Genomic DNA, 22,172 nt, shown 5'->3' with positions numbered 1-22,172 from the left:
GCGATCGCCAACCGGACGCGCTAGTGTGGCGTCTCGCAATTGCCTACCGCCTTTGCGGCCAGTCTGTCGTAGGCAATTGCGAGAGTCGGCGGCTCGCGCCGTCACCGCTCAGGCAACGACCTGGGCCCCACGAACTGAGCTGGTCCCGGAAATCTGGACAGGACGATAAGTGGAATTTCTGCCTGACAACGGCGATAATCGCCGCGAACAGGAGAGACCATGAAGAGACGACCCCGCCGGAACCACTCACCGGCCTTCAAGGCGAAGGTGGCTCTGGCCGCCATCAAGGGCGATCGGACGATCGTCCAACTGGCCGAGCATTTCGACGTTCACCCCAATCAGATCACCGCATGGAAATCGCAGCTCGAGGGCAGCGCGTCTGAGGTTTTCGGATCGGGAGGCGGAGCGCCGGCCATCCCCGCGATCGATGTGAAGTCGCTCCATGCCAAGATCGGGGAGCTGACGCTGGAGAACGATTTTTTAGAAGGCGCGCTCACCAAGGCGGGATTGCTGAGCGCAAAGCGATGATCGACCGTGAGCACGATCTGTCGATCACCAAGCAGGCAGAGGTTTTGAAGATCAGCCGGGGCAGCGTTTATTATCTGCCCCGCCCAGTATCGCCCGCCGACCTCGAGATCATGCAACAGATCGATCGGCTGCACCTGGAATACCCCTTCGCCGGTTCGCGTATGTTGCGAGGCCTGCTGGCCTTGCGGGGGTGCAAGGTCGGCCGCCGGCATGTGAAGACGCTGATGCGGCGGATGGGGATAGAGGCGCTCTATCGCCGGCCGCGCACGACGAAGCCTGAACCCGGCCACAAGATCTATCCGTATCTGCTGCACGGCATGGAGATCACGCGACCGAACCAGGTCTGGGCCATGGACATCACCTATATCCCGATGGCCCACGGCTTCGTCTATCTCGCCGCCGTGCTCGATTGGGCGACGCGTCGTGTTCTGTCCTGGCGATTGTCGATTACGATGGAGGCGTCCTTCTGTGTCGAGACATTGGAGGATGCTCTCGCGCGTCACGGCAAGCCGGACATATTCAACACCGACCAGGGCTCGCAGTTCACTGGCGCGGCCTTCACCGGCGTGCTCGCCGATAACGGCATCGCCATCAGCATGGACGGCAAAGGAGCTTGGCGGGACAACGTGTTCGTTGAGAGGCTGTGGAAAAGCGTCAAATACGAGGAGGTCTATCTGCGAGCCTATGAGACCGTCGGCGAGGCGCGAAGCTCGATTGGTCGGTATCTCGACTTTTACAATGGCCGCCGCCCGCATTCGAGCCTTGACGACCGCACCCCGGATCAAGCCTACTTCGATCTTCCTCCGCTCCGCGCGGCGGCCTAACCCCGGCAGAGCCTCCACTTATCGACGCGGAAAATCTGTTCAGACAACCGGGACCACCTCAAACGGCGTCTGTCGCATATGCCGCTACCAGCGGCATGAAGTCATAGTGGTAAAGCGCCATGGCATTTCGAAGCTCACCGCAAACACACACGCCGATGCCGCTACGGCGTTGAGCTGGTCACAGCGGCCCCAATCAATCGCCCTAGGTACCAGTTGGTGGTATCGTTGGCATAGGTGTTGACCGTCGTCTTGCTGAAGCCATCCGACGTCGAGGCCGAGACCTGGGTCGGATTGCCGTAGCTGTCGTACTGGTAGCCGGTGGTCACCGTCGGCAGCGCCGTGCCGTCGAGATCCTGGCTGCTGCTGACGTTCTGCGACAGCCACATGCGGTACGGTGCGCTGGCCGGGCTGATCGTCGTGCCGCCGCTGGCGTTGCTGAACTGGTAGCTGCTGGCCGACTGGCTCAGGATCTGCGTGCCCAGTGTCCTGGTCGATGAGCTCGCCACGCCAATGAACGGGAAGTCCTGACGATAGTTTGTCGCCTCGACGACGCCCGTCTGCAGGTCCTTGATGGTGGTCTGGGCAAATCCCAGGAACCCGCGGCCGCGCGTATCAACGCGCCCGCCGGAATAGGTGTAGCGCGAGCTGTAGGTCCCACCGATGCCATTCGACGCATCGACCTGAGAGACCAGAAAAACCGGCGCTGAGAGGTCAAGCAGCGGAAACGCAGTGCCGGTCCCCTTCGTGGCCACCGACTTGTTCGTCGCAGGCAGATAACTGATTGCCGTCTTCGTGCCGAGGCCGGTCGATAGTGAACTCACAATATCAGGCGGCGGGCCAAAGTTCGCTCCCGCATTGAGCGAGGCATAGACGCCCGTCGCTGCAAACCCGACGACATCCGGCAACCCGTCGCCATTCAGGTCAGCCAACATTCGGGGATAGGTATTGCTGTCGCTAAAACCAGCATTTTTCACGAAATACGCAACCCACAGCTGCGGGGTGCCAAAGCTCGTTCCGGTATTGAGCGAGACATAGACGCCCGTCGCCGCAAACCCGACGACATCCGGCAACCCGTCGCCATTCACATCAGCCAGCATCCTGGGGTAGACATTGTTGCCCTGATAGCCAGCAGCCGACACGAAATTCGCAATCCAATTCTGCAGCGGGCCAAAGCTCGTGCCTGTATTAAGCGAAACATCAACGCCATCTCCTCCAAAGCCGACCACGTCAGGCAGCCCGTCGCCATTCACGTCGACCAGCATCCGTGGATAGGTATTGGTGTCTGTCCAGCCTGCATTGATTACATACTGTGCAATCCACAGCTGCGGGGTGCCAAAGCTCGTTCCGGTATTGAGCGAGACATAGACGCCTGTCGCTGCAAACCCGACCACATCCGGCAGCCCGTCGCCATTCACATCAGCCAGCATCCTGGGGTTGACATTGTTGTCCTGATAGCCAGCAGCCGTCACGAAATACGCAATCCACAGCTGCGGCGCGCCAAAGCTCGTTCCGGTATTGAGCGAGACATAGACGCCCGAATCTGCAAACCCGACCACATCCGGCAGCCCGTCGCCGTTCACATCAGCCAGCATTCTGGGGTTGATATTGTTGTCCTGATAGCCAGTAGCATTGCCGCCAGAATGGCGGCCAGCGCCAGTAGCCGTCGCGAAATACGCAGTCCACAGCTGCGGGTTGCCAAAGCTCGTTCCGGTATTGAGCGAGACATAGACGCCTGTCGCTGCAAATCCGACCACGTCCGGCAGCCCGTCGCCATTCACATCAGCCAGCATCCTGGGGTTGACATTGTTGTCCTGATAACCAGCAGCCGGCACGAAATACGCAATCCAATTCTGCAGCGGGCCAAAGCTCGTGCCTGTATTAAGCGAAACATCAACGCCGTCTCCTCCAAAGCCGACCACGTCAGGCAGCCCGTCGCCGTTCACATCGACCAGCATCCGCGGATAGATATTGTCGTCTGTCCAGCCTGCATTGATTACATACTGTGCAATCCACTGCTGCGGAGCGGTAAGGCTGGCCGTGGCACTCGTCCAATTTACAGTGGTCGCGGGCAGGCAACTCCCTCCGCCTTCACAGACAGTCACGCTGACGAGGCGGCTGCGACTGGCCGGTCCACTTTGCTCATAGACGAACTTGTAATCCGCAACTAGCGCCGCGCCCACAAACGTCCTCACATCCGTCATGCGCACGGTGGTCTGCACCAATGAACCCGCCTGATACTGCGGGATCACATCGGGCCGAGCCGCATAGACGAACTGCACTTTGTTGTAGGGCGCCACGCTCGCCGCAGCGTTCCCCGTATAATCGATCTCGACTGGATAGTACTGCCCGTTCGTCGCGTCGTTGGTGTAGCGGACGGCGAAATAATTGCCTTTGGAATCCGCCACCTTGCTGGCTGCCCAGGCCCGCGCCGAGGTCTTGCCCTGCGCCAGAATCTGCGAGTCGGCCGTGTGGCCGAACTCCATGACCTGCCCCGACTTGGTGCGGACCTCGAACCAAGCAGGCCCTGCGCCGGCAGAGCCGTGCGAGACGATCCGCGAATAGGTATCGATCTCCGTGCGATATTCGGCCCCGTCGGCACCGTAGGTACCGCTCACGACGATCAGGCGCTGCCCCTCAAGGCAAAAGCGATCGTTCGCGTCGAACTTCACGCCCCCGACCACCCCATCCTGGGCAACCGTCCGCGAACAACGCAGGATCGAGGGCAGCCCCGCCAGCGACCAACCCACACCGAGCAAGCCATTGCCGGATTGATTATTGTATTCGAGCTTAAGCGACGGCTCCATGCCGGCGCTGCCAGGCGGCAGGGAGATCGGAATGCTGTAGGTCGCCGCGCCGGAAGCGCTTACAGCGAATTTCCCCGGAACGGACATCGGCTCCGCCCGGACAGCCATGGGATGCAGCAATACCGATCCAAAGGCTGCAAGCGAGATCCCCTTCACCCACGCGCCACGCACCAAACCCAAAGCCCCCGCCATCAATCGCCCCATTCAAATCGATTGCGAATCAAATCACCCGTTGAGTGGTGCGATTTTTACCATCAACACCGAACACATTTGCTACAAGATTTTACACAATTGTATCCGCGCAATTCTTGCCCGCAATAGTTGCATCGAAAGCCGGAGGGCACTTTCCGATTGACCGCCAACTGTCGCGGCGTGACGACCGCATGGGAATTGCGAGACCTTCGCTCCGCTAACCGCCCCATCTAGTGTGGTGGATCTGACGCTCGTTTCGGCATTGGAGCGAGTTCTTCAAACGAGCGTCAGATCCAAAACCACACTAGAGCCTTCTCCACTCCGATGGAATCGGAGCGGAGGCTCCAGGTTTTGGTTTTGATGCGTTTTCTTCGCGCGAACCGGGATCCACTTCGCGGGAAAACGCTGTAGCGATGGCGAGCAATCATGACGCGAAGCCGCGAGGCTTACAGGTCCACACGGATTGGTTTTCCACAGATGATCCTGCGACCTCGCTCACCTGAGGCTTCGAGCTGGCAGGCCACATGTTAATGTGAAAACCACACCATCACCGTCAGGTTGTTCTTGCCGTGCTCCTGTCCGCCGTACCGATCAGTGCTGCCGGCTTCGGCTGTCTGTTGGCCATGTTGCTGACCTCTCTGTCGTGTGCCGATCTGCGGCGCTTTATCCTTCCGGACCGCCTGAACCTTGCGCTGGCGGTCGGCGGCATTGCCCAGTCGCTGGCCATCGGACGCCCCGCGCCGACCGATGCGGCCGTCGGTGCCCTGCTGTGCGGAGGCATCCTGTTCGCCGCCGGCGAGGTTTATCGGCGCCTGCGTGGTCGGGCGGGGCTCGGCCGCGGCGACCTGAAACTTGGATTCGCAGCTGGTCTGTGGATCGGCTGGCAGCAGGTGCCGTTGATGCTGCTGATCGCCTCGCTTTCTGCCCTGCTGTTCGTGCTGCTCGGCCGCCGTCTGCGGCAGCCGGTCAGCGAGATGATCCCGTTCGGGCCGTTTCTCTCGACCGGCGTCCTCGCTTGCTGGCTCGCCGCCGCAATCGGCTGATGGAGCGCAGGGATCTTGATGGTTCAAATCAGCCTACCGCCCGCTCCGCGCCCTCCCGGGCTGCCCCGCTCGCCTCTCGGCGACGTCGTCGCCGCTGAGGACACGCTCGCCCACGGATTCGGCGAATTCCTGCGCACCTCCAAGCTGATCGATGAGGCAACTCTGGTCCGGGCGAGGCGGGCAACCGCAACCGGGGAGCGCTTTGATCGCGTCCTGATCAAGCTTGGCCTGATGGCCGAAGCGGACCTGACAACCGCGCTCGCGACCTTTCTGCAAATCAATCTCGTCGAGCCAACCGACATTCCTGTCGAGCCGATCATGCTGGATCTCGTCGGCGCCGACTTTTGCCGCCGAAACCGGCTCATTCCACTCGCCCGCGCCGACGCCGGGCTAACGCTTGGGGTCATCGATCCCTTCGATCAAGACCCCTGCCGTGCCATTTCCTACCTCGTAGGCCTGCCGATCTCGGTCCTGCTGTTCACGCCCGCCCTCTTCGAGCGCGTGTTCGACAATCTGTACGGGCGTGGAGATCCTGATCATCACCTCTCTGCCGCCATCGACGAGGCGCGAGTAGCGGACGTCGATATCCAGAGGCTGCGCGACCTCGCCAGCGAGGCGCCGACGATCCGCCTCGTGAACGAGATCGTCGCCGAGGCCGTCGAGGCCCGCGCCTCCGATATCCACCTCGAACCCGCCGTCGACTCGCTCCTGGTCCGGTTCAGGATCGACGGGGTGCTGCATACGGCGCGACGGCTCGATCCTGCCATGCGGGCAGCGGTTACGTCTCGCATCAAGATCATGTCACGCCTTGATATCGCCGAGCGCCGCCTTCCCCAGGACGGCCGAACCAAGATCGCACTGCGCGGGATCGACATCGACTTTCGCGTCTCGACTCTTCCGACGGCTTTCGGCGAAAACGTGGTCATGCGCATTCTCGACCGCTCGCGAGTGAAGCTTGATTTCACCGCGCTCGGGTTCGATCCGGATCAGATCAAGACGTTCGACGCATTTCTGAAGGAGCCCGACGGCATCGTGCTGGTTACTGGCCCCACCGGCAGCGGCAAGACCACGACGCTCTATACCGCCATGACGGGCCTCAACACTCCCGAACGCAAGCTCTTCACCGTGGAGGATCCCATTGAATACCAGCTTCAAGGGATCAATCAGGTCCAGGTCCACGCCGGCATCGGCCTGACCTTTCCCGCCGCCCTCCGATCGATCCTTCGCCAGGATCCGGACATCGTCATGATTGGCGAAATCCGCGATCTCGAGACCGCCCGGATCGCAATTCAGGCGTCGTTGACCGGCCATCTGGTGCTTTCGACCCTGCATACGAACAGCGCGGCCGCCAGCGTCACCCGATTGATCGACATGGGGATCGAGAACTATCTACTCGCGTCCACCCTGCGGGCCGTCGTGGCGCAGCGGCTTGTCCGCCGACTGTGTCCGCATTGCTCCAGCCCCCATCCCGAGCGCATGAGCTGGATTGGCGAGATAGCGCGCGGAGCCCCGGGCTTGCGGCTACCTGACGATCCCGATATGCGCGAAAAGGCCGGCTGCGATCAATGCGCAGGCTCGGGCTTTATCGGCCGTTCGACCATCGCTGAAATCCTGATTATCGATTCCGACATCCGGCGGCTGATCCTCTCCCGCGCACCGGATTCGGAGATCGAGGCCGCCGCACGAGCGGCCGGAATGCAAAGCATGTATGAATGCGGAATGACAAAGGTCCTGCACGGCGACACCACCATCGACGAAGTCATGCGTGCGACGCGAACGAGCTGAGATGACCGGTTGCGGCCGGCAGATAGAGCCGCTCGATGTTCCGGCATCCATTCATTGCAGATCCGAGATCGCAAGATGTTTTCTTTCAGCCACGGATTCGGAGTTCTTGCGCCATCGTGGAAGGCGCGCGTTGCTGATATCCGGGACGTCTTTTGCACGTGGTGGAGAGAGCAGCTCCAGCAGCAGCTGGGCGTTCATGCCTGGTCCTGGCTCATGGGACCGGAACGCCGTGTCCTTCAGTACAGGGCCGCAGATGATCTCGTCGAACTCACCCTGAGCGGAGCGGAGGACGGCGCGCTCGCACGGACGCGAGTGCCGCAGGCGTCCCTTACCGAGGCGATCGACAGGATCTTGGCCGCGCATCAACTCGCCAGGACGGACGTCGATCACGCGCTCGTCCTCCCGACGGAGGCCTTTTTCGCTCGCCGTCTGTTGCTGCCTTCTGAAGTCCTTTCCAGGGTCCATGAAATCGCCGAACGCGATATCGCGGCGAAACTCCCCTTCCGTATCGGCGACATCTACCATCGGACAATCGTCGAGAAATCTCCCGACCCGAAGCGGCTGATCGCGTCTCAATGGATCATCAAGCGAGAGATCGTGGAGAATGAAGCAACGAGACTCCAGCTCCGCCTCGACGACCTCTCCTACGTCCATGGACCATCGACGGCGGCGAACACTCCCTCACCGCTGATCGCTCTTGGACATGACCGCCACGCAGCCATGCCGTGGTACTGGGCCTCCGTCCGATCGTTGGTGATCAGCGGCCTGGTGCTCGCCACCCTGGCCATCGGTCTGAAGATCTGGCACCAACAGCAGACGTTGGACGATCTCGACGCCCAGATCGCCGCCAGCCGCGACCGCGCGCGCACCGTCCGCCAGAAACTCGACGGCCTGGAACTGAAACAGGCCGCGGTCATGCGCGTTCATCTGGACAAGGCCTCGATGCCGGGGCTCCTGGACCTGTTGAACGAGACGACGACCATTCTCCCCGCCCACTCATGGCTGTCGGAATTCCAGCTCGTCCAGCTTGCAGGCAGCAAGCTTGAACAGCAGCTCTTACTGACCGGTTTCTCAGAAGCTGCTGCCGGCCTCGTCCGGGAATTCGACAGGTCGCCGATGTTCCGCGAGACCGCCTTGACTTCGCCGATCAGCACGGACGCAGCCGAAGGCCGCGAGCGGTTCAGCCTTCAGGTCAAACTGAACCGCCTCGACAGCGTCAGGGAGTCGCCGAGATGAACCTGTCGCTGCACCTGCGACCCGCTAGTCAGAAGCTGCTGTTTTGGGCGTTCAACATCGGAACGGCCATGCTTCTGCTCGCCCTCATCTGGCCTGTCCTCGACCTGATCTCTGAACGCAACGGCCAGATTACCGCCAAGCGCGACACCCTGCGGCGGCTTCAGGCGATCGTTGCCCGAGAAGCCGAGCTCAATGCCGCATCCGATCAACCCTCCAACAGGATCGACCAGGGCGAATTTCTGTCCGGACCGAACGAGAGCGTCATCGGCGCCGACCTGCAGACTCGCCTGAAGACGATTGCCGCCCGCAGCGGCACGCTCGTCAGAACGATTCAGGGGCAGCCGGCGAGAACTGCCGAACCCCTCAGATATATCGGCGCGCAACTGATCCTGACAGGTCATCTGCAGCATCTTCAGAGCACGATCTACGAAATCGAGAACAGTAAGCCTTTCCTGTTCATCACGGCCGCTTCGCTCAAGATCAACGCGCAGCAGATCCGTTCCGCGGCTGCGGAGGAGCCGACGCTGGAGGCTCGGCTTGACGTCTTCGGAGCGCTTCCAACGACAGGTGCCGGCCAATGAAGATCAGGCTTCCACCAATCGCCATTGTTGCGCTGCTCGCGCTGTGCATCGTCAATGCCGCTCTGCTGAACCTGATCCTCGATGAGTTGAATCCGGCGGTCGATGTCGCTTCGCCCCTGCTCCCGCACGATGCTAACCGGACCGCGCCTCCTGCCCCAATAGGACCGAAGCCGATAGCCGCCTTTACCCGGATCCTGGAGCGGCCGGCATTCTTCAAGAGCCGTTCGCCGTGGGTCGGGCCACCGCCTGCCGTCGCCAAACCTGTCCCGCAGCTGCCCCAAACTCCCGACCTCAAGCTCGTCGTGACCGGCATCATCATAAAGGACAACCTCAAGAAGGCGTTCGTCGTCAAACCGAACGAACAACAGGGCGCATGGATCACCGAGGGGGAAATAGTCGGAGGGTGGACCATCAAGCTCATAGAACCAGGCGGAATTGCGATCCAACAGAACGGCCGGACGCTGGATTTTGCTCTCTACCCCGCCAAGTAGCTCTGCTGCGCCGGACCTGGTCCAACAGGCGTCGTATCCGCTTCTCGCGGAAAGCCCGGTATTTCGCGCCAGTGTAGTAACCAGAATAGCTTGTCAGGATCATCCGTAAACCGGATCACGGCCTCATAACGTCGCTTTTTGACGGATCTTGTCAGCTCTATCGAGACCGAAAAGGCTCGTCCTTTCAGATCAGGAATGGCAGTCGTCATGCTCGGATTCTGATCGCGTCGCGACAGCAACGCGACAACCTGTTCCGCAGTCATGCCAGGAAGCCCCGTCAGAACGGCTTTGGGCGCCAGCTGCGGATCCACGTTCTGGCGTTGCGAGTATACGGTCAGGGCCGGAGCAAGGCGTTCGTAGAGGCTCGACGTCACGCCCGGCACGAGCCGCAGCTCGTCGACGCTCTGGAATGCACCGTGGCGGGCCAAGAGTCCGGCTGCATGCGCATCGGAACTGGAGCCACCTCCCGACGAACCTCCACCTGGTGACCTCCACTCGGTGATCGCCGCCACCAGCGCCTCAGCTGGCTTCCCTTCGACCCCGATCGCGCGGAGCAGGCCGTGCAAAAGCGCGGGATCGGCAAGATTCAGGTCGATACGCCCCAGCTCGTCCTGAGCCACGATGATGATGTCGACGTCGGCGAGCCGGATGCGCTCGCGGCGGCCAGATCTCCATCGGCTATTCGGCCGCGCATCGGCCAGTCCCACGGCGGCGCGCACGACTGCCGCTTCAGCGAGAGCCTCGGCCTGGGCGGCGTCCAGGGTATTCTGAGCGATTCTCCTCGATGTCGCCGTCGTATTGAGCAGCGAAAGGGAGATCAACGATAGCAGGGCCACCCCCCAAAGCACCGATAACAGCGGCATCCGAAAGGCCTCAATTTTCTCTTCGCATGACCACCACCGCGATCTTCGTCATCTGCCCCTGCACAACTTCGTCAGCGTATCGTAGACGCAGGTCACATCGACATCAATTCGCGGCACAATGACCAGATCCGGCCAGATCCTCGGATCGTCCGGACCGAAGCTTGCCCGAATCCTGATCATGGATGGCATGGCCGGTAGCCCCTCCCATGTACTCTGCCATTCGGCGCGTTGGGACCGTACCGAGCCGCGATACGCGAACTCGATATCTCTCAGATCACGCAGGATGACGTCCTTCATCTCCGATTGATTGCCGGCCTGCAGCTCGGGCTGTGCAGATACCGTCAAGGCCATCCCTTGCCCTGACGGTTCGGCGATCAGATTGATACGCGCGCGCCCGCCGATGCCTCGCGAGAGTGGCGAAGGCCCGACAAAGACCATCGACGTCCTGGTGCCGGAAAAATCCAAGTGCCCCCTCGCCGAGGTTTCCCTCACGAAGGCCGGATAGGCGTTCGCGATCGCATGCCGAAGGTAGTCCTGCACGGCAAGAACCTCATCGGTGGCGACAGCCCGGTTCGAGACACCTTGCCAGGCGCGCAAGCCGAACCGGACGGCGCCGAACAGCGTCGCCGCGAGCAGGCTGAACACGGCGATCACGACGAGGGTTTCGGCCAAGGTGAAGCCTGCCTCTCGAGGGCTCTCGTCGGCACTCCTCATGGCGCGCCCCGCTTGGCCGCCGTACGGAGCGTCGTCAGCTTGATCCCATTTCCGGACCCGCTCCCCCCCCAGGATACTTCCGCAGTGATTTCGAGCACCGCGACCGGCCAGGCGCGACGGTCGGCCGCGTCGCCATGGGGCGCCTGCCTCAAACGCCAGCGAAATCCACCGGTCTCCTCGCCCTCGGTGTCGCCGGCCTTCAACGGAATTTCGGTACCGACGCGCGCCAGCGCCGACTGCGCGATCTGCCTTGCCCGACCGAGCATTTCCGCTTGTCCGCCGCGCGACACCCCTGCACCGATCACCTGGAAGATTATCGTCAACGAAATGGCGAGAATCGCGAGCGCGGCGATCGTCTCGATCAGGGTGAAGCCCGCCTCCGGACCACCATCACCGGCCTGCTCCGCAAACAGACCCGTATCTACGGCCCGGCGCATCGAACGTCCCCATGCGGGATGCCTGTGATCCAATTCACGCAGATGGCCGATGAAAATGCCTTCATGGAAACAAGGATCTCGGCCCCCGTGGACGAGCCGTCCGGAAAGAAGACGATGCGGCCACTGCCCAACGTCGCCTCGGTAAGGGCTGCTACCTTCAGCCTGACGGAGATTTCTCCAGGAAGAACAGTCGGGGCAACCACGCCGGAATAGAATTGTCGTCGATCGAGATCAAACACCAAGGTCATTTCCGAATTGCCGGCAATCGCCGATGCGCGAGTCGACTTGACCGCATCCAGAATGCGCCCGACCGCCGCGTCGAACCTCAGACGATCCGGCTGGCCTCGCATCAATGGCTGCGCAACGGCGACAGCCATTGCCAGAATCGCCGTGATGACCAGCATCTCAACGACCGAGAAACCGGCCTCCGTCTCCGAATCGTAAGCGCCAGTCATCCGGCGGCCAGATCATTCACGCTCAAGATCGCGTTCATGACGACCATGATCAGCCCTCCGACGATGAACGCGACTGCGACGGTCAGCGCCGGCGTCAACAGGGTCATCAGCCGGTCGATGCCCCTCTCGATTCTCTGTTCAAAAAGCCCCGCCGTACGCAGTAGCATGCGATCGAGCCTGGCGGTTTCTTCTCCGACAGCAATCATCCGAAGCGCGACGTCTGGAAAGACCTGTTCGGTACTCAGGGCATTCGCCAGCGATCGGCCCTCGCGGATCATCCCGATTGCGCGGTCCAGTTTTGCCGCGATGACCCGGCTCGCGACGACCGAGGTCGCGGCGACGGCGCCCTGCAGAAGGGGGACGCCAGCCTTGAGGAGCGTACCAAGCGTTCGCGCAAAGCGGGCCGTCTCGCGCTCCAGGACCAGGGGGCCAATCACCGGCACCTTCAGCATGTATGCGTCCCAGGTGTAGAGCCGACGCGGATCCCGCCGGATCCAGGCGAAGGTCGCACCGGCCAAGCCGACCGCTCCCGCCCCGGCGAGCCCGAGCCAGGCACCGTTGTCTCTGACCCAGATGACGATCCTGAGCAGTTCGGGCGGTCTTTTGCCACTCTGCTCGAAGATAGGCACGATGCTCGGCACGAGAACAGACACGATGACCACGACCGAAATGGCCGCCAGACCGAACAAAATGGCCGGGTAGGTCAGCGCAGACCATACCTTCGCCTCTACGGCGGCCCGCTGCGCCAATAGTTCGGCGAGCTCATCCAGGGCTGAAGCCAGGGTTCCACTGGCTTCTCCAGCACGCACGACATTCTGATAGTCCTCGGGAAACCGCCCCGCCTGTTTTCGCATTGCATCGGCCAGGGATGTCCCGTCCCGCACAGCGCTCAGCAGCTTGGCAGCGACGGGCCGCATAACGGGCGATGCCGATTGCGCCGACAGGATATCGAGACAAGCATCGATCGGGATGTCCGACGAACATAGCTCAGCTAACTCCCGGGTAAATTGTCCGAGAACAGCCCGACTGCTCGGTCCTGTCGAAAAAATGTCTCGGCGCCACCACGGCACCCTTTCATCTGCGTTAGCCGATTCTTTGAGTTGAAATGGGACCAATCCTCTGTCGACCAGAGCCGCTTCGGCAGCTTCCGTGGACTGAGCCGCGATCTGCCCCTCCTCCAAATTTCCAAGGCTACCATACGCTCGGTATTGGAAAGTTGGCATGGGCCCCTCATTCAAACGTCCGACGAAACGTCTGCTCAACCGTCTTGGGCTGGTGCCGGCCATAGGGGATATTGATCGCCAGTTCTCGCCGGAACTCATCGGTCACCTGCCGCGCCTCGTTGAGGCTGCGAATGACTTTCGGCGCGATCAGAATGATCAACTCGGTCTTGCCGACGACGTTATCCTTCATTTTGAACGCGCTGCCGATATACGGAATGTCGCCAATAAGAGGAATCTGAGATCGCGTGACGTTCTTGGTGTCCTGGATCATACCACCAAGCGCGAATGCTTCGCCATCGTTGACGACAACGCTTGTCTTGACGCGGCGCTGGCTGATCGTCGGCGAGTCGATCGTCGACGACTTGGTGGTGGAGACGGTCGACACCTCCTGCTCGATATCGAGCATCACCCGCCCGCTTTCGTTGACGCGCGGGGTGATCGACAGAATGACGCCGGTGTCTTTATAGCTGACGGAATTCACGACCGGTGCGCCGGTCGTCAAAACGCTTACGGCCGATTGCGTGACAATCGGCACCTGGTCACCGACCTGAAGTACAGCAGTCTTGTTGTCGGCCACGGTCAAGGACGGCGATGAGATTACATTGACGTCCGTGATCGAGTTGAGTGCCGTCAGTGTTGCCGAAATATTGGCCGCAGTGAGCGCATATGAAAATCCCGGGAAGACCTGACTGACCGCGCCGCTAAGGTCATCCGTGAAGGTAAAGGTTGAGCCATTGTTCCTCAAGAACCAGCGCAGCCCGAACTTCAGCTCATCCTTGAGGGTGATTTCGGCAATCGTTGCCTCGATCAGAACTTGGCCTGGAATGACATCGAGCGACGCGAGAACCCGCATGACTCGCCGATAATCGGCCGGCGTCGCCTCGATCAGGATGGCATTTCGGCTCTCGTCGGCGACCACCTTGATCCGCGCATCACCACTAGACTCATCGCGACCAAGCTGCACGGTCGCACCGGAGTCGGCGTTCGCTCCTGTCCCGCCCGAAGAGACGCCCAGCCGCGACTGAGACGACAACAGCGCGGCCGCTCCAGCTCCCGAAGCTCCCGAAGCTCCCGAAGCTCCCGACAGAGTTGGCGACTGCTGCGGCGCCGGCGATTGAAGGCTAGCCTCCTGATATTGCGGTGCGACGCTTCGAGTCGATGTCGCGCCCGAGTCCTTGCCGTTGGAGAACATCGATTGAAGAACCCCGACGAGCTCCTTGGCGCGCCGGTTCTGCACCGAATAGGTGAAGAACTGTTTTTCGCTGCCCTCGGCCTGCGCATCGAGCTTTCGGATCCAGGTCACAGCCCGGGACAGATATCGTTGTTGGGGCGTAATCACCAGTATCGCGCCGAGTCTCTTGTTCGGCAGAAACTGCACCATGCCGGACATCGGACCTTCTTTGTTCGACGCAAAGATGGTCTTGAGCTCATCTGCGATTGCGCTCGGCTGAGAGGTCCTGACTGGGACGATCCCGAACGACATGCCCTTCATCACATCGACGTCGAAGATTGAGATCGCCTCCAGCATCCCGCTGATATCCTGCGAGCCCCCGGAGAGCGTGATGGTATTGCGGGCGTTATCAGTGCTTACGACTCCGCCGCGGGGGGATATCGGGTCCAGAATTCGCCTGATCTCCGCAGCACTGACATATTTGAGCTGAACGACCCTGACCTGAGAACCAATGGCTCCCACGGCGCTTGGGTCGCCCTCGATGCGAAGATTTGCCGTGGAATTCGCCTGATCCAATGGCACGATCTTATAAGCGCCGCCGATTGAAATCAGCGCTGCATTGTTCGACCGCAGCGCCGCCTGAAATAGATCGAGCGCTGCCGTCTTGGAGATCGGACCCGGCGTTTGCAGGGTGACTTTGCCTTCCACGCTTGGATCAAGGGCATATCTGACAGCTAGAAAGTCTCCGAGAACGACCTTGGCCGCTTGGGACACGGGGACGCCCACCAGGTTGAGCGTCACACCTTCGCCGGGGTCCTCGCTCTGCTGTGGCTGGGACGACGCCGGTCGACTACCCAGGAACCTGCCCGTCCCATCCAGAAAGGTCGGCTCGGCGACGGTCATCGCCGCACTCCCCGGCGACGCAAAGCTGGCAACCCTAACATCATATCCACTGGCACGTGTACGAGGCGGGCTATTCCAAGTGTCCGTCGATGTCGGAATAGCAGCGCTTTCCAACTCCATTCCCTGGCACCCAGACACAACTATCGCGAGCAACGCTACAATGATTTTGCGGTACGGATTGTAGGACAACACCAACTAAAGCTCCGGAAGCCGCAAGCCCACCAAGAACGGGACCACGCGTTGTCGTCGCGACGCTCCTTGGAAACGCAGGTCGCTGCGCCAAGGCTGCACCACAACATTTGGAATTGAGCACCCGGCCTCAGGGCACGTAGGAAATGGCCGACACCGCTGTGTGACACACACATCGGTATTTCAGCACTATAGCCTGACATGACCAGCGGGGAAAAACGGCATTGGTCCGAAGTTCCGTTGTCCACAACTAAGGATTGGACCAGGATGGAACGACTGGCACGAGTAGATTGAGGGCGCTAGGGTATTGTTGTAGCAGGAGAGGATCCGGTTTTGCGGTCACTCCTCTGTCGCGATTCTATTTCGCCGCTCTCTTTGAGCCGTAAACAACCTTAAGGCTGCAAAGCTTTTGCGGAGTTAGCGTGGCTCACACGGCCGCGCGATTGGTCTGTCTTGATGGCAAGAATTCGACAAACTGCGTTCGCAGGTAGGCTTGTAACGAAACGGGCTTCCAAACAGAAACAAACCACTAGCCCCGAGGCCGGATTTACTCTGGTCGAGCTCCTGGTCGTGCTTGCGATCATCAGCTTGATAGCCGGAATGGTTGGACCACGCGTGCTCAACTACTTGTCCGACTCCAAAACCAAAGCAGCTCGCATTCAGATGGAGAGTCTGAAGGCCGCAATTGATCTCTATTACCTGGACAACGGCAGCTATCCACCGGCAACGACCGGCTTGAATGCGCTTGTGAAGAAGCCAGACGGCACCAGCCATTGGAATGGCCCGTATCTCAAGGGTACGGTGGTCCCGAACGATCCATGGGGGCAGACCTATTCATACATTTACCCCGGACAGCATGGAGAACCCTACGACCTCATTTCTTTCGGATCTGACGGTCGAGAAGGCGGCACCGATTCTGCCGCCGACGTCGTGAGCTGGCAGCGCTAGTGTCCTGTCTCCGAATTACCGGTTGCCGCTCAATCCTTGTCAGCCGAACCGCCTGCGCGCATTGGCGAGCCCAAGAAAATCCGCGCGAAGCCCTCAAACCGGCGGCAGCTCAGCCCACCGCAACGGGCCCAACGCCAATCGCCCCCTCAATAGGGGGAGTAGTAGCGACGTTGATAGGGATAAGGATAGGGAGCGCCATAGTAACCTGGCCCCGGTCCATAATAGTATCCGGGCCCGTAGGCTCCATAGGCGGCGGCTCCAGCCGCAGCCCCTAGGATGCCAAGGCCGATAGCGGCCCCCGGACCGCCGTAGTAGCGGCGACCGCGATAGTGGCGATAGCGGACGTCGGTCACCTCAGATGACACATCCGCCTGCTTCAAGACGGTCATGCCCGACGAGACCGGGGCAGCCACCGACGACGGCACCGAGCCGAGCATCGCCGTACCGACACCGACGACCGCGACGACGATGGCGCGTTTCATTGTCTGCTTGTTCATAGCCGTACCCTCTCATTTCCGGAGTACCTCAAGCAGCAAGTCTCTTGCCTGCCGCCGGCCGCGCAATCACAATCCGCCCAACGCGCACCGGAGTATTGACCTAGATCAATGATCAACGAACCGGCGATCGGCGCAGGAACGCTGCTGCCCTGCTGCCACCGCTCCGGCACAGGCCCGCGCGCCGGCCGCAAAACGGCCTGTACTCAACTGGAATTCCAGCGCAGGCACGCGTCTTCTTCACGTGAACCGGTGCCACTTCGCTCGAAAAAGAGTCAAATTCGAGGAGAGTCCGACCTGCTGCGGCCGTGAGCGAGTGGATGACGAAACCGCTCGACTCTCCGCCGCCACAAGCCAGCCCGTAAGACCAACGAGCTGATTTTCGTCAGATCAGATCTTACCGAGGAGAAGCAGAACGACGAGGATGATCAGGATAACGCCGATGATCCCGATGCCTCCGTGCCCGTAGCCGTAGCCGTAGCCACCGAAGCGGCCGCTGAAACCGCCAAGCAGAAAGATGACGAGGATGATGACGAGTATAAGTCCGAGTGACATGGCTTAACCCCTTCGATGAAATCGCGAAACTTTCGATCGCTTGCTCGTCCGCCTCCAGACTGCGCACATCCGCTCGACGATATTGCCGTCATTCACGGGAAAGGCAATGTAAATCGGGCGGTGACCCTTCGCGGGAAAACGCTCTGATGGGCCGCCTTCGGGCAGCTGGAGGTCCCGACATGTTGGTGCTAGTGCGGTGGATCTGACGCTCGTATCAGCATCGGAGCGAATTCTTCGAACGCGCGTCAGATCCAAAACCGCACTAGAATCATAATGATGCTAGTGTCCCTTTGTTTTCAACGTCGTAGAAGGGCGTGCTGCAAAGGAATACGAACGTTGGAAACGGGACACTAGATCTCGCCTTCCATTCACAGCGAGGCTTATCGGATGCGTGCCACATTGCCGGTGGTTCTGTTGCTTTTGGCGTACAACTCCTGCGCGATCGCCGCGCCGGCCGTCGACGAGGCCGCGGGCGCCGGTCCGCCGCCGGCGCTGGCCCCTGGGCAGGCGCCGCCGCTCCCCGAACAGGGCCCGCTGGCCGGCCCACGCTCGCAGGATCAGGTCGGATTTCCCGCGGCGCTGACCGCCTCGGTGATCCCGCCGGCCAGCCCGCTGACGCCTGCGGTGGTTGCGCTGGGCGAGAAGCTGTTCTTCGACAGCCGGCTCTCGGGCGACGGCACGGTGTCCTGCGCCACATGCCATGATCCGGCTCGCGCCTTCACCGACGGCAGGCCCGTGTCCATCGGCATCAAGGGCCGCGCAGGTCAACGCAACGCCCCGACCGTGCTGAACGCGCTCTATAACAAGACGCAGTTCTGGGACGGCCGGGTCGATACGCTGGAGCAGCAGGCGGCGCTGCCGATCACCAATTCCGTCGAGATGGGCTCGCCCAGCATCGGCGATGCCGTGTCCAGGATCGCGGCCGACAAGGACTATCAGGACCGGTTCAGGCAGGCCTTCGATCGCGGCGTCAACGAACAGGACATGTTGCGCGCCATCGCGACCTACCAGCGCACCCTGGCTTCGTTCGATTCTCCCTTCGACCATTTCATCGCCGGAGACACCGGCGCCATCAGCGATTCGGCCAAACGCGGCTGGGAGCTGTTCAATGCCAAGGCGCGCTGCAACCTCTGCCATGCCCTGACGGACAAGGAGCGGGATGTCACGGTCTTCACCGATCATGCCTTTCACAACATCGGCATCGGCATCCTCCGCCATCGCGTCGGCCCCCTGGCACAACAGGCCGCGCGCGACCTGGCGCAGGCTCGCGCGGGCGATGTCGACAACGCGGCGATCGCGGACGAGATGTCCGTTCTGGGGCGTTTCCTCATCACCAGGACGAACAGCGACATTGCGTCGTTCAAGACGCCCAACCTGCGCAACGTCATGGTGACAGGGCCTTACTTCCACGACGGATCGGCGGAAACGCTGTGGGATGTCGTCGATCACTACAACAAGGGGGCCGGCCTTGCCGATCCATGGCTCGACGCGGACATCCAGCCGCTGGCGCTGACGGAGCCCGAGATCGACGATGTCGTGGCGTTCCTGGCCGCACTGACGAGTCCGCAATACAAGGAGGCCGGCGATCGAGAGTTCGCGCGGCAGCTCGCTCTGTCCAAGGTCAGCCGCCCGCAGCGGGATACGGCGCGGGCTTTCGGCCCGAAACCCGAGCAGCCGAAACCGCCGTTTTGATTGCTCGCGCAGGTCGATCCGTGGTCCGGGCGCCCTGCCCTTGCGCCGTGTCTCGGTGAAGCCATCGACGCTTTCTTTGGCTTCTTGCCGTTGTCACTGTGGTCATCCGTCCCGCCGCCTTCGGCAGCGTGGCGGCGTCGGCGCCCCCGGCGGCGAATTCGCGCCCGGAAAAATTCGCGCCCAAAAAAAGGCCCGCCATTGGCGGGCCTTTCGATCGCGCGGAATGTTGCGGCGCGGATCAGACCTTGAGGTCGTCGGGCACCTTGCCGCCGTTCTCCGCGAGCTTCTTGATGACCTGGCGGTGCAGCCAGACGTTCATCTTGGCGGTGTCGTTGGCGTCGCCGTCGTAATGCAGCTCCTTGGCCAGTTCCTTGCGCGCGGCGAGGTTGGAATCAAGGTTGAGCGCCTTCATCAGATCGACGATGGAGGTGCGCCATTCGAGCTTCTCCTTCTGCGCCGCCACCGCCTTGTCGAGAATGGCCGCGACGTCCACCGTCGCCGTGGGTGTCGGCGCGGTGGCTGACGCCGTCGCCGAACCCGGTCCGGGCGGTGCGGCTTCGGCCTTGCTGCCGAAGATCGCGTTCAGGATTTTGCCGAAAATGCTCATCAGTCGCTCCCCAAATCACTGTGGTGTCGTCGCCCGGCGCTCACAGCTCCGCCCGGCGACCACCACGGCGGCACACTAGTGTGGCGTCTCGCAATTGCCTACCGCCTTCGCGGCAGCCCTCTCGTAGGTCTCCGAATTACCGTGCGAGCGTGAGGCAAACGAAGCGGTAATTCGGAGACGGGACACTAGACGCGCCCGCCGCGGCTGCCAACGCACGAAAAACCGCACGACAACAACGGCTTCCGCTTCATCGCGACAGAATGCCGCCACAATGAAACCGCCTCGACCGACTCAAGGCGCAGCGCCAACGATGCATCGCCCGCGAGGCTGGCCGGCCGCGTCACGTTTTGGCCGCCGTTGTTGCCGATCCTGCCGGTTCTCCTCCTGGCCATGCCCGGCCGAACCGGAAGACCACGCGACCGCGATGCCCGATGCCATTCCGTCCCGCCGCCCCCGGCCCTTGTTGGACCGGGCGGCGGCCATAGCGCTTGTTGCCGCGATCGGCGGCACCCTTGCCGTGACCCTGGCCCGGCCCGTCGAGGCCGCAGTCCCCTGCGGCAGCGGCAGCTTCGAAAGCTGGCTCGACCAGTTCAAGCGTGACGCCGCCAAGGAGGGCATCTCCGCCGCGGCCGTCGCCAGCGGACTCGCCGGCGTCACGCCCGATCAGGCGGTCCTGGCGCGCGACCGCAACCAGCGCGTGTTCAGCCAGAGCTTCGAGGAATTCTCCGCGCGCATGATCCCGCCGCGCCTCACGCGCGGCAGCAACATGATGAAGCAATACGGCTCGGTGCTGGCGCGGATCGAGGAAAAGTATGGCGTCCCCGGTTCGGTGCTGGTGGCGATCTGGGGACTGGAGACCGACTTCGGCGTCAACACCGGCAAGTTTTCCACCATTCGCGCCATCGCCACCCTCGCCTACGACTGCCGCCGCGCCGAGATGTTCCGTGGAGAACTGCTGGACGCGCTGCGCATCGTCGAGCGCGGTGACTTGAGCCCCGGCGAAATGCGCGGCGCCTGGGCCGGCGAGATCGGCCAGACCCAGTTCATGCCGTCGTCCTACGTCAAATACGCCGTCGATTTCGACGGCAACGGACGGCGGGATCTGCTCCGCAGCGCTCCCGACGTGCTCGCCTCCACCGCCAATTTTCTGGCGAGCTCCGGCTGGAAGCGGGGCCAGCCATGGGCCCCGGGCTCGCCCAATTTCGCGGTGCTGCAGCAGTGGAACAAGAGCGAGGTCTATGCGCGCACGGTCGCCAGCTTCGCCGGCCAGCTCGACCGCGCCCCCTAATTCTCCACCGCTAAAAAAGAAAGCCCGGCTGCTCATCGCAGCCGGGCCCGCAGCATCGATCTTCGGCGATCAGTGGTGCATGTGCCCGCCGCCGCCGGGGGCGCCGGCACCGACCGCATTGACGGCGAAGCTGACGTCGACCGGGCCGGCCTTGTCGAAGGTCAGCGTCGCCTTGACCGTGTCGCCTTCCTTGAGCGGCTGCTTCAGGTCCATGAACATCACGTGGTAGCCGCCGGGCTTGAGCTCGACGCTCTCGCCCGGCTTGATTTCCAGGCCGCTCGCGAGCGGCCGCATCTTCATGACGCCGCCGTCCATGGACATCTCATGGATCTCGACGTGGCCGGCAAAGCCGGCGCTGATGCTGACCAGCCGGTCGCTGGCCTTGCCGGTGTTGGTGATCTTGAGATAGCCGCCGCCGATCTTGGCGCCGCCCGGCGTCGCCCGGGTCCACGGCGTCGCGATGACGAGGTCGCCGACCTTCGTCGTGTCGGCCGCCGCCGCACCATGATCGTGGTCGCCGTGGTCGTGCCCCTCGTGCTTGGCCGGGTCCTTTGCCTGGGCGACGGTCACACTGTCGCTGACGAGCGAGAGGCTCGGCGCCGGCGACTTGAGATCGTGGCTCGATTGGCCGGCGGCGGGAATCTCGACCCAGCGATTTTCGCTGCTGCCACACTGCTGCACGGTCGGGAAGAAGACCGGCCGGCCGGCGGGAAGATCGGCGGTGACGAAGCTCGAAATGACGAATTCGTCGTAATTGTCGTCCGCCAGCGCGCCACCGGACCACACCACCTCCTTGACCCCGCTGGTCACGGTTTGACCGTGGCTGACGTAGCTCTTGGCGTAATCGCCTCGGGTCGTGCTCAGGGTCCAGCCCGGCTTCGGCATCGGTTTGACGGCGATGACGCCTTCGGGGATCTGGACGCGGAGCGTATTGGTTGCGGCCGCACCGCAACCATGCGGCACCTGAAACGCAAGGCGCTGGTACGAATTGGCGCGCGCCTCGGCGGGGGCGATGCTCACATGTGCTGAAGCGGTCGCCGGAAGACCGGCAGCGAAAAGCGCGATGACAGGCAGGTATTGCGACGTGCGAACGCCGCGGCGGAAAGCAGTCATGGAAGACCTCGAACGGATCAGGGGGAATTGAACGGC

Annotated in this window: 21 protein-coding genes; 10 read left to right on the top strand and 11 right to left on the bottom strand. The window is 62.0% G+C overall.

Annotation, left to right across the window (positions count from 1 at the left end; translation table 11 throughout):
- The first annotated feature begins 219 nt into the window (after nt 1-219).
- Nucleotides 220-1,352 (top strand): IS3 family transposase gene (locus DB459_RS21310; RefSeq protein WP_253706739.1). Its coding sequence is split into 2 segments (ribosomal slippage): nt 220-475 and nt 475-1,352, totalling 1,134 coding nucleotides; the frame shifts between segments, so codons are not numbered across the junction.
- Nucleotides 1,353-1,513: 161 nt separating this feature from the next.
- Here DB459_RS21310 and DB459_RS21305 read toward each other — a convergent pair.
- Complete coding sequence (locus tag DB459_RS21305) at nt 1,514-4,348, bottom strand: FG-GAP-like repeat-containing protein (RefSeq protein WP_253707510.1); 2,835 nt, start codon at nt 4,346-4,348, stop codon at nt 1,514-1,516.
- 569 nt (nt 4,349-4,917) lie between these two features.
- On the opposite strand from DB459_RS21305, the gene DB459_RS21300 reads away from it, so the two are divergent.
- The 5 genes from DB459_RS21300 (at nt 4,918) to DB459_RS21280 (ending at nt 9,484) form a co-directional block, all read left to right on the top strand.
- Entirely contained in the window at nt 4,918-5,391 is a 474-nt protein-coding gene (locus tag DB459_RS21300; protein ID WP_253707508.1) for an A24 family peptidase, read from the top strand.
- An 18-nt stretch (nt 5,392-5,409) separates the two neighbouring features.
- The gene (locus DB459_RS21295) at nt 5,410-7,176 is read left to right on the top strand and encodes a GspE/PulE family protein (protein ID WP_253707506.1); all 1,767 of its coding nucleotides are present in this window, start codon (nt 5,410-5,412) and stop codon (nt 7,174-7,176) included.
- Nucleotides 7,177-7,251: 75 nt separating this feature from the next.
- Nucleotides 7,252-8,412 carry a PilN domain-containing protein gene (locus DB459_RS21290; RefSeq protein ID WP_253707504.1) on the top strand — a complete coding sequence of 387 codons (1,161 nt, stop codon included), beginning with the start codon at nt 7,252-7,254 and terminating at the stop codon, nt 8,410-8,412.
- The gene (gspM, locus tag DB459_RS21285; RefSeq protein ID WP_253707501.1) at nt 8,409-8,993 is read left to right on the top strand and encodes a type II secretion system protein GspM; all 585 of its coding nucleotides are present in this window, start codon (nt 8,409-8,411) and stop codon (nt 8,991-8,993) included. The genes DB459_RS21290 and gspM overlap by 4 nt, the downstream gene beginning before the upstream one ends.
- A complete protein-coding gene (locus tag DB459_RS21280; RefSeq protein ID WP_253707499.1) occupies nt 8,990-9,484 on the top strand; it encodes a hypothetical protein in 495 nt (164 codons plus the stop codon). Before gspM ends, DB459_RS21280 begins: the two co-directional genes overlap by 4 nt.
- Here the strand turns inward: DB459_RS21280 and DB459_RS21275 are convergent.
- Genes DB459_RS21275 through gspD form a run of 6 tightly spaced genes read right to left on the bottom strand, consistent with a single transcriptional unit; the run spans nt 9,469 to nt 15,250 of the window.
- Entirely contained in the window at nt 9,469-10,347 is an 879-nt protein-coding gene (locus tag DB459_RS21275) for a type II secretion system protein GspK (RefSeq protein ID WP_253707497.1), read from the bottom strand. The genes DB459_RS21280 and DB459_RS21275 overlap by 16 nt on opposite strands.
- 48 nt (nt 10,348-10,395) lie before the next feature.
- Nucleotides 10,396-11,061 carry a prepilin-type N-terminal cleavage/methylation domain-containing protein gene (locus tag DB459_RS21270; protein WP_256519216.1) on the bottom strand — a complete coding sequence of 222 codons (666 nt, stop codon included), beginning with the start codon at nt 11,059-11,061 and terminating at the stop codon, nt 10,396-10,398.
- Nucleotides 11,058-11,498 carry a prepilin-type N-terminal cleavage/methylation domain-containing protein gene (locus DB459_RS21265; RefSeq protein WP_253707493.1) on the bottom strand — a complete coding sequence of 147 codons (441 nt, stop codon included), beginning with the start codon at nt 11,496-11,498 and terminating at the stop codon, nt 11,058-11,060. Before DB459_RS21265 ends, DB459_RS21270 begins: the two co-directional genes overlap by 4 nt.
- Nucleotides 11,483-11,953, bottom strand: coding sequence for a GspH/FimT family pseudopilin (locus DB459_RS21260; protein ID WP_253707491.1), 471 nt, complete (start codon nt 11,951-11,953; stop codon nt 11,483-11,485). Before DB459_RS21260 ends, DB459_RS21265 begins: the two co-directional genes overlap by 16 nt.
- Complete coding sequence (locus DB459_RS21255) at nt 11,950-13,176, bottom strand: type II secretion system F family protein (RefSeq protein ID WP_253707489.1); 1,227 nt, start codon at nt 13,174-13,176, stop codon at nt 11,950-11,952. Before DB459_RS21255 ends, DB459_RS21260 begins: the two co-directional genes overlap by 4 nt.
- A gap of 7 nt (nt 13,177-13,183) precedes the next feature.
- Nucleotides 13,184-15,250 carry a type II secretion system secretin GspD gene (gene gspD / locus DB459_RS21250; protein ID WP_253707486.1) on the bottom strand — a complete coding sequence of 689 codons (2,067 nt, stop codon included), beginning with the start codon at nt 15,248-15,250 and terminating at the stop codon, nt 13,184-13,186.
- Between the two features lie 645 nt (nt 15,251-15,895).
- Here gspD and gspG point away from each other — a divergent pair.
- Nucleotides 15,896-16,387, top strand: coding sequence for a type II secretion system major pseudopilin GspG (gspG, locus tag DB459_RS21245; protein WP_253707483.1), 492 nt, complete (start codon nt 15,896-15,898; stop codon nt 16,385-16,387).
- Nucleotides 16,388-16,533: 146 nt separating this feature from the next.
- Here gspG and DB459_RS21240 read toward each other — a convergent pair whose 3' ends face one another.
- On the bottom strand, nt 16,534-16,884 hold the full coding sequence (locus DB459_RS21240; protein WP_253707481.1) for a hypothetical protein: 351 nt from the start codon (nt 16,882-16,884) through the stop codon (nt 16,534-16,536).
- Between the two features lie 108 nt (nt 16,885-16,992).
- On the opposite strand from DB459_RS21240, the gene DB459_RS21235 reads away from it, so the two are divergent.
- The gene (locus DB459_RS21235) at nt 16,993-17,193 is read left to right on the top strand and encodes a hypothetical protein (RefSeq protein ID WP_253707479.1); all 201 of its coding nucleotides are present in this window, start codon (nt 16,993-16,995) and stop codon (nt 17,191-17,193) included.
- A 78-nt stretch (nt 17,194-17,271) separates the two neighbouring features.
- On the opposite strand, the gene DB459_RS21230 is transcribed toward DB459_RS21235, so the two are convergent.
- The gene (locus DB459_RS21230) at nt 17,272-17,436 is read right to left on the bottom strand and encodes a DUF3309 family protein (protein ID WP_253707476.1); all 165 of its coding nucleotides are present in this window, start codon (nt 17,434-17,436) and stop codon (nt 17,272-17,274) included.
- A 387-nt stretch (nt 17,437-17,823) separates the two neighbouring features.
- Here DB459_RS21230 and DB459_RS21225 point away from each other — a divergent pair, with 387 nt between their 5' ends.
- A complete protein-coding gene (locus tag DB459_RS21225) occupies nt 17,824-19,128 on the top strand; it encodes a cytochrome-c peroxidase (RefSeq protein ID WP_253707474.1) in 1,305 nt (434 codons plus the stop codon).
- Nucleotides 19,129-19,366: 238 nt separating this feature from the next.
- Here DB459_RS21225 and DB459_RS21220 read toward each other — a convergent pair whose 3' ends face one another.
- Nucleotides 19,367-19,735: a DUF3597 domain-containing protein gene (locus tag DB459_RS21220; RefSeq protein ID WP_253707471.1), complete on the bottom strand. Its 369-nt coding sequence runs from the start codon at nt 19,733-19,735 to the stop codon at nt 19,367-19,369.
- Between the two features lie 424 nt (nt 19,736-20,159).
- Between DB459_RS21220 and DB459_RS21215 the strand changes: the two genes are divergently transcribed.
- Nucleotides 20,160-21,023: a lytic transglycosylase domain-containing protein gene (locus tag DB459_RS21215; protein ID WP_253707469.1), complete on the top strand. Its 864-nt coding sequence runs from the start codon at nt 20,160-20,162 to the stop codon at nt 21,021-21,023.
- 69 nt (nt 21,024-21,092) lie between these two features.
- Here DB459_RS21215 and DB459_RS21210 read toward each other — a convergent pair whose 3' ends face one another.
- The gene (locus DB459_RS21210) at nt 21,093-22,136 is read right to left on the bottom strand and encodes a DUF1775 domain-containing protein (protein ID WP_253707467.1); all 1,044 of its coding nucleotides are present in this window, start codon (nt 22,134-22,136) and stop codon (nt 21,093-21,095) included.
- Nucleotides 22,137-22,172: the final 36 nt, after the last annotated feature.

Origin of the sequence: Bradyrhizobium sp. WD16 (assembly GCF_024181725.1) — a bacterium.
Taxonomy (GTDB): Bacteria; Pseudomonadota; Alphaproteobacteria; order Rhizobiales; family Xanthobacteraceae; genus Bradyrhizobium_A.
This window is presented reverse-complemented; position numbering and strand designations above follow the sequence as displayed.